At 47.3% G+C, this 7475-nt stretch carries 7 protein-coding genes; 6 read left to right on the forward strand and 1 reads right to left on the reverse strand.

Annotated features, from left to right (window positions below):
* The 4 genes from C1T29_RS03160 to C1T29_RS03175 form a co-directional block, all read left to right on the forward strand.
* On the forward strand, positions 1 to 334 hold a 334-nt coding region (locus C1T29_RS03160; RefSeq protein ID WP_208945612.1), incomplete at its 5' end, for an alpha/beta hydrolase.
* A gap of 346 nt (positions 335 to 680) precedes the next feature.
* Positions 681 to 2144: a degradosome RNA helicase CshA gene (locus C1T29_RS03165; protein ID WP_023857870.1), complete on the forward strand. Its 1464-nt coding sequence runs from the start codon at positions 681 to 683 to the stop codon at positions 2142 to 2144.
* Between the two features lie 112 nt (positions 2145 to 2256).
* Complete coding sequence (locus C1T29_RS03170; protein WP_035337159.1) at positions 2257 to 2736, forward strand: PH domain-containing protein; 480 nt, start codon at positions 2257 to 2259, stop codon at positions 2734 to 2736.
* Positions 2726 to 4210, forward strand: coding sequence for a PH domain-containing protein (locus tag C1T29_RS03175; RefSeq protein WP_208945613.1), 1485 nt, complete (start codon positions 2726 to 2728; stop codon positions 4208 to 4210). The genes C1T29_RS03170 and C1T29_RS03175 overlap by 11 nt, the downstream gene beginning before the upstream one ends.
* On the opposite strand, the gene C1T29_RS03180 is transcribed toward C1T29_RS03175, so the two are convergent.
* A complete protein-coding gene (locus C1T29_RS03180; RefSeq protein ID WP_023857867.1) occupies positions 4207 to 4806 on the reverse strand; it encodes a rhomboid family intramembrane serine protease in 600 nt (199 codons plus the stop codon). The genes C1T29_RS03175 and C1T29_RS03180 overlap by 4 nt on opposite strands.
* Positions 4807 to 5149: 343 nt before the next feature.
* On the opposite strand from C1T29_RS03180, the gene C1T29_RS03185 reads away from it, so the two are divergent.
* Positions 5150 to 6109 (forward strand): LolA family protein, encoded by a 960-nt coding sequence (locus C1T29_RS03185; protein ID WP_208945712.1) that lies wholly within the window; start codon positions 5150 to 5152, stop codon positions 6107 to 6109.
* Positions 6110 to 6333: 224 nt separating this feature from the next.
* Positions 6334 to 7475 (forward strand): alanine racemase (gene alr, locus C1T29_RS03190; RefSeq protein ID WP_208945713.1); only part of this gene is annotated, 1142 nt, incomplete at its 3' end.

Genomic DNA, 7475 nt, shown 5'->3' on the forward strand with positions numbered 1-7475 from the left:
GCTTGAGGATAATCTGCTTTACAAAAGGTACAAACAAAAGCTGACAAGCACCCCGGTGTCTTCAGCATTTCAGTTTCGCAAGCTCGTTAAGATGACAAAGCCTGCTTTGAAAAACCTCCGCATCCCTGTGCTCATTGTTCAGGGGGAATGCGATTCAATCGTGCCGCTGTCAAGCGCGTATTATCTTTATGAAACCATACCTTCCGAAGAGAAAGAGCTGTGCCTCTTGCCGGAATCCAAGCACCATGTCTGCCTTGAAGAAAACTCCGCTGTCCTCTTTCAAACCGTTGAGGCGTTTCTCAAAAAAACGCCGATTGAATCCATAAAAAAATAAATAATTGAACGGCAATCTGCAAAAAATAATCGGGGATGCGGGCAGAGAAAAATGAGTGTATGCTGTCGAAAGCCGCACAAGCCTGTGTTACAATGTGTAAAAGACGTCAACAGGCGGGCTTGACGTTTCGCGGACGGTTGTCCCAGAGGTCTATAGATGGCTGCCGAACCGGCGAGAGAGCACACTGCTCATTTTCATCTTGTTGAAAAACGTATAACGGAATGGTAATATAACATGTAAAGTAATTCGGGCTTTGCATAAGTATGGACCTGTCCTTTGCACAAAGGGCAGTTTTTATTGATAAAACACGATTACTGAAACAGTAAGCAGAAGGAGTTTGAATACATTGACAATAACGTTTCAAGATTTTCAATTAAGTTCTGATCTCACAAAAGCGATCAAGCGTATGGGATTTGAAGAGGCAACACCGATTCAGGCACAAACGATTCCGCTCGGCCTTGCAAATAAAGATGTGATCGGACAAGCGCAAACGGGAACAGGAAAAACGGCTGCATTTGGCATCCCCCTTGTTGAGAAAATCAACCCCGAGTCTCCTAACATTCAAGCCATTGTTATCGCACCTACTCGTGAATTAGCCATTCAAGTTTCTGAAGAGCTATATAAAATTGGACAGGATAAACGCGCTCGCGTGCTGCCGATTTACGGTGGACAGGATATCGGACGCCAGATTCGCGCGCTTAAGAAAAATCCTCATATTATCGTTGGAACACCTGGCCGTTTGCTTGACCATATCAACCGCCGCACAATGCGTCTTCAAACAGTGAACACCGTTGTGCTTGATGAAGCGGATGAAATGCTGAACATGGGATTCATCGAAGATATCGAATCCATCCTTTCCAATGTGCCCGCTGAGCATCAAACATTGCTGTTTTCTGCAACAATGCCTGCTCCGATTAAACGGATTGCAGAACGTTTCATGACCAACCCGGAGCACGTGAAAGTGAAAGCGAAGGAAATGACAGTATCAAACATTCAGCAGTTCTACCTTGAAGTACATGAACGCAAAAAGTTTGATACGCTGACACGTCTTCTTGACATCCAGTCTCCTGAACTGGCGATTGTATTCGGCCGGACAAAGCGCCGCGTCGATGAACTAACAGAAGCGCTTAATCTGCGCGGTTATACAGCTGAAGGAATCCACGGCGATTTGACTCAGGCGAAGCGAATGGTGGCACTCCGGAAATTTAAGCAAGGCGCAATTGAAGTGCTCGTTGCGACAGACGTTGCGGCGCGTGGCCTTGATATTTCAGGGGTAACGCACGTCTACAACTTCGATGTGCCGCAAGATCCTGAAAGCTATGTTCACCGCATCGGAAGAACGGGACGCGCAGGCAAAACAGGAATGGCGATGACCTTCATTACACCGCGCGAAAAAGACATGCTCCGCGCCATCGAGCAGACGACAAAACGCAAAATGGACCGCATGAAAGCACCGACTCTAGATGAGGCGATTGAAGGACAGCAGCAGGTGACGGTTGACCGCCTCCGGACGATCATCGAGGAAAATAACCTGAACTTCTATATGACGGCTGCAGCGGAATTATTGGAAGACCATGATTCTGTGACAGTTGTTGCGGCTGCCATTAAAATGATGACCAAAGAGCCGGACAACACGCCTGTCCGTTTGACGGAAGAGGCTCCGCTCAGAACGAAGCGAAATAAAAGTCACCACCCCCGTTCATCAAAACGCAGAGACGGCGGCGGCTACAGAGGAAAGAACAATCGTTCATCTTATGATAAAAAGCGTTCTTCGAATGACAGACGCCAAAAAAAATCATATAATTCATAATCAAAAGGCGGATCCTTTTTTACGGATTCGCCTTTTTTTAAAAACGAAAGTCTTTATCCGAAACATTTTCAGCCTAAGACCGTAAATAGAACTAGATTGGGGGAATCGAGTTTTGAGAAGCGAGCCGAAAAATCAAATAAGCCGCGATGGCGTAAAAGTCTGGAGAATTACAGCTTGTATCACATCATTCGTTTTAATGCTGGCTGCAGCAGGCCTTGTTGCCGCAGGGTTGATATTTAAATGGCCGGTATGGATCGGCATTTTGTCAGCAGCCGTTTGGCTGGTGATTTCATTTGTCATCATTATTATTATTCCGAATATCCGCCACAGAATATGGCGCTACGAAGTCCATGAGAACGAAATCGATATTCAGCACGGCATCTTTGTGGTGACCCGCGTGATCGTTCCGATGGTCAGAGTCCAGCATGTTGATACATCGCAGGGCCCCATCCTCAGAAAATATAATCTCGCCTCCGTGCAAATTTCAACAGCCGCGACGACCCATTCCATTCCCGCTCTGGATGTTGAAGAGGCGGATCAGCTCAGGGACTCCATTTCCAGGCTGGCAAGGGTGACTGAAGATGATGTCTGAACCGAGACGCATGCACCCCGCCGCCGTCATTCTCAACTTTATAAAAGGCCTTGTTGAGACCTGTAAACACGTTATCATTCCATTTGGCGTAGTGCTTTTTTTAAATCAGTCGCACACAGTCAAAATGATTGCGATCGCCGCGGCCGTGCTGTTTTTCATTGCTTTGGTCGTGACGAGCATCATCAAGTGGAGCAAATTTACATACCGTATCGAAGAGGATGAATTGCGAATAGAGGAAGGCCTGATTAATAAGAAAAAAAGGTATATTCCGATCGAACGGATTCAAACGATCAACACGAGCGCTGGCCTCATTCAGCAAATATTCAAGCTGGTGAAGCTTCAAGTCGAAACGGCAAGCGGAGGAACGGAAGCGGAAGTTTCCTTGGTCGCCATTACCCAGGCAGAAGCCGAACGTATTCAGCAAGCGCTTTTCGAAAGGAAAAAAGCGGTGGAAGGCACTGGAGCCGATGTCACGGATCCGCAGGAAGAGACTGCTGCAGAGGCGGAGGAAACAGCGGAAGAACCGCAAATGATGTACAAAATGACCGGGCAGGAGCTTTTAACTGCAGCGTCAACATCAAGCGGGATCGGCGTCATTATTTCAGGGGTATTCGCTTTTTTCACTCAAGTCGACGACTTCTTTGATTTGGACTGGCTGTATGACCGTTTTGCTTTTTTGAATAGCGCTGGAGCGACTGTCATCGCCTTAGCTGCTTTTGTTGCCCTTTTCATTGCATGGCTTCTCAGCATTGTCGGGATGCTTTTGAAATACGCGAATTTTACAGTCGTGCGTAAAGAGAAAGAAATCGTCATTTCCAGAGGGCTGATTGAAAAGCATCAAATCACGATTCCGCTGCAGCGGATTCAAGCGATTAAAATCAAGGAGAGTCTGATCAGGCAGCCTTTTGGACTTGCAGCCGTCACGATCGTCAGCGCAGGCGGAAACGTTTTGGAAGAAGATAAATCAGCCGTCCTATTTCCGATTATCAGCAAAAAAGTGATCAAACAGCGCCTCGGAGAATTCATTCCGGATTATGCGCCGGAAGACGATTTGAACCGCTTGCCGAAACGCGCACTGCGCCGTTATATCCTGCGCGCATCCTGGCCGGTCCTCGCCGTCGTTCCGCTTTCCATTCTGTTTCCGCCGTGGGGCTATTTGTCCGCTGTATTGATTCCTTTTTACTGGATCATCGGCTACTTATCATACCGCGATGCCGGCTGGAAGATCAGCGGCAGCAAAATCATCATGTCATCGCGCTTCATCGGCAGAACAACCGCTGTCATTCAGCGTAGGCGCATGCAGGTGTTCGAAGTCAGCCGCTCATATTTCCAGCGCAGAAGACAGCTTGTTTCGATCCATACATCAACAAAATCATCTGCTTTAATGGAGAAGTTTTCGGTGGCTGATGTCGAGGAGAAAGATTCGGACGATATTTTTGCATGGTATTCTTATGAAAAAAGAGTGAACGGTTAAAAGCCGTTCACTCTTTTATTTAACAACGGGGGAGCCAGAGCGAGTCCGCCCAGCAGTCCGAAGATGTGCGCCATGATATTGATATTTTGGTTGACAAACGTCATCAAAACCGAAATGGCGAGGATGGTGACGATGATTTGGGAATTGGCGCTTCCCATCAGCTCTTTTCTAAACAGCACGATGTACAGGTACACACCGAACAATCCGAATATCGCTCCTGAAGCACCGACATGCATATACTCCAGCGGTTCGATGAAATACGTGCCGATATTGCCGATCACTCCTGTCCCAATATAAACGATGAGAAACTTGAGTTTCCCGAGCATTCGTTCCAGCCCGGGGGCAAATAAAAAGATCGACATCGAATTAAAGAGCAGATGGCCGAACCCGGCGTGAATAAAGATCGGTGTCACAAACCTCCACCATTCTCCATTCGCTATCCCCCAGTTAAATCCAATCAATAAATCAGACCACATCTGTACGGCCGTCAACGGAAGTAAAAAAAGAATCCAGATGGCAAGCTGCAGGGCCAGTATGGCGGATGTGACCGGATAGAGCCTGATAAACGTCTGAAAATTTTCTGTTCTGATAAACATGCTTATGATTTAAGCCCCTTTACAATGATCTCGTACATATATAGTAACACGTTTATGAACAGGCAGCGGCGATTAGTACGGAGGAGAAAAATGATTTTGAAAGGTTGTCATGCTAGTCTGCATATTGTCTGAGACACGCTCATATATTGGGTAGTGCAATAAGGGAGACGAGTCGTTGCAGGCTTTTATGGTACGCACGCCGATACAGCCGGCCCTGTTCTTATGGCGTACCGTTAAAGTCGAACAAGCGGTTTCTTCCTTTTTACATCAATGATTAAAAAGGGGTTGAAAAAAGGTGAGAAAAAGCTTTGTTTTGCTTTTAACGGGGCTGCTTGTAATCCTTATGCTTTCTGCCTGCGGCCAAAAATCGCAAGAAGATGTTGTGACGGGGCTCGACAAGAAGGCAAAAGAATACACGTCCTATAAGGCAAAAGCGAAAATGACGATTGAAACGGGAAATGAACCGCAGGAGTACAATGTGGAAATCTGGCATAAAAAACCTTCTCTTTACCGGGTCTATTTGGAAAACCCGAAAAAAGACCAGAGCCAGGTGATCTTGCGCAATGAAACCGGCGGGTTTGTTTTGACTCCGTCGCTGAATAAAAGCTTCCGCTTCCACAGCGACTGGCCTAATAACAGCAGCCAAGTATACTTATTCGAATCGCTCGTAAAAGATGTCAAAAATGATGGGGAAGCTTCTTTTTCCGCAAAGGATTCAAAATACATTTTTGAAACGAAAACGAATTATCAGCATAATCAGATGCTGCCGACCCAGGAAATCGTTTTCCATAAAAAAAACATGGCTCCTTCATCGGTTAAGGTGATGGACACGGACCGCAAACCGATGGTAAAGGTTGAGTTTACAAGCTTTGAATTCGATAAGCCGCTCGATAAAGACGCATTTGATGAAAAGAAAAATATGACGCTGTCTCAAATTGACGTAGCGACAAGCGCGGACGTGTCAGACTCTTTCGCCGTCAAAACGCCGCTCGATGTGCCTCAGGGCGTGAAAAAGCTTGAGGAGAAAGAAATGGCGACTGAAGACGGCAAACGAATCGTCATCACATACGGCGGTGAAAAGTCCTTTACATTGATTCAGGAAAAAGCCCGCGTCGCCAAAACATCTACTTCTGTGTCCATGAACGGAGAGCCGGTTGACCTCGGCTTCACGGTCGGCGCACTGACGGATAAATCGTTGTCATGGACTTATGACGGAGTCGACTATTTCATCTCATCAGAAGACCTTTCTCAAGATGAACTTCTGATGGTTGCCAAAAGCATGCAAGGCCAGTCTTCAAAATAGACTGTGCCTATCCAGCAGCCTGTTTTCCGCCCGGAAGCGGAAAGCAGGCTGTTTTTATATTTCCGGGGCAAGCGTATGTTTTCGACAGTTTTTCCGTAAAATGTATAGCGTGCCAGCAATTTTTCTCTTGTTCTGGGCAGGTATTCCCGTACAAAATTTCCCTTTCTCCGAACTTTTTAGTATGATGGGAAGGACGATTGAAACAAGGAACAGGAAGTGTCATGATGAGCTTAAAACCATTCTATAGAAAGACATGGGCCGAAATCGATTTAACGGCTTTAAAAGAAAACGTGCGCAATATGAAGCGGCACATCGGCGAGCATGTCCACTTGATGGCCGTCGTTAAAGCGAATGCCTACGGACACGGGGATGCACAGGTAGCGAAGGCGGCTCTTGCAGAAGGGGCGTCCATTCTTGCTGTGGCTTTACTGGATGAAGCGCTTTCGCTGAGAGCGCAGGGGATTGAAGAACCGATTCTTGTCCTCGGCGCAGTGCCGCCCGAATATGCTGGCATTGCCGCGGAAAAGCGCATTACCGTGACGGGTTACTCTGCCAGCTGGCTGAAAGACGTGCTCGGTTTTCTCGGTGAGACCGAAGCTCCTCTTGAATATCATTTGAAGATCGACACGGGCATGGGCCGCCTTGGCTGCAAAACGGAAGAAGAGATCAAAGAAATGATGGAGATGACCGAATCGAGCGATAAACTCAATTGTACGGGCGTGTTCACTCATTTCGCGACGGCGGACGAAAAGGACACCGATTATTTCGACATGCAGCTTGACCGCTTTAAAGAACTGATCAGCCCTCTCCCGCTTGACCGTTTAATGGTGCATTCGTCAAACAGCGCCGCGGGTCTGCGCTTCAGGGAACAGCTCTTTAATGCCGTCCGCTTCGGCATCGGCATGTACGGTTTGGCGCCGTCAACCGAAATAAAAGACGAGCTGCCGTTTCGTCTGCGGGAAGTGTTTTCGCTTCATACCGAACTCACCCATGTGAAAAAAATTAAAAAAGGCGAGAGCGTCAGCTACGGGGCGACATATACGGCCAAACGCGACGAATGGATCGGGACAGTTCCCGTCGGGTATGCTGATGGATGGCTGAGGCGCCTGGCCGGGACGGAAGTGCTGATCGACGGAAAACGCCAAAAAATAGCAGGGAGAATCTGCATGGACCAGTTCATGATTTCCCTCGCCGAAGAATACCCTGTCGGCACAAAGGTTACCTTGATCGGGAAGCAAAAAGACGAATGGATTTCAGTCGACGAAATCGCCCAACATTTGCAGACGATCAATTATGAAATTACCTGTATGATAAGTTCAAGGGTGCCCCGTATGTTTTTGGAAAATGGGAGTATAATGGAAATAAG

The sequence above is a fragment of the Bacillus sp. MBGLi79 genome, assembly GCF_002953915.1.

Excerpts from the sequence above, each read along its gene's own strand:
- C1T29_RS03185 (WP_208945712.1), top strand. The coding sequence starts at position 5,150 with ATGCTTTCTGCCTGCGGCCAAAAATCGCAAGAAGATGTTGTGACGGGG.
- C1T29_RS03180 (WP_023857867.1), bottom strand. The coding sequence starts at position 4,806 with ATGTTTATCAGAACAGAAAATTTTCAGACGTTTATCAGGCTCTATCCG.
- C1T29_RS03175 (WP_208945613.1), top strand. The coding sequence starts at position 2,726 with ATGATGTCTGAACCGAGACGCATGCACCCCGCCGCCGTCATTCTCAAC.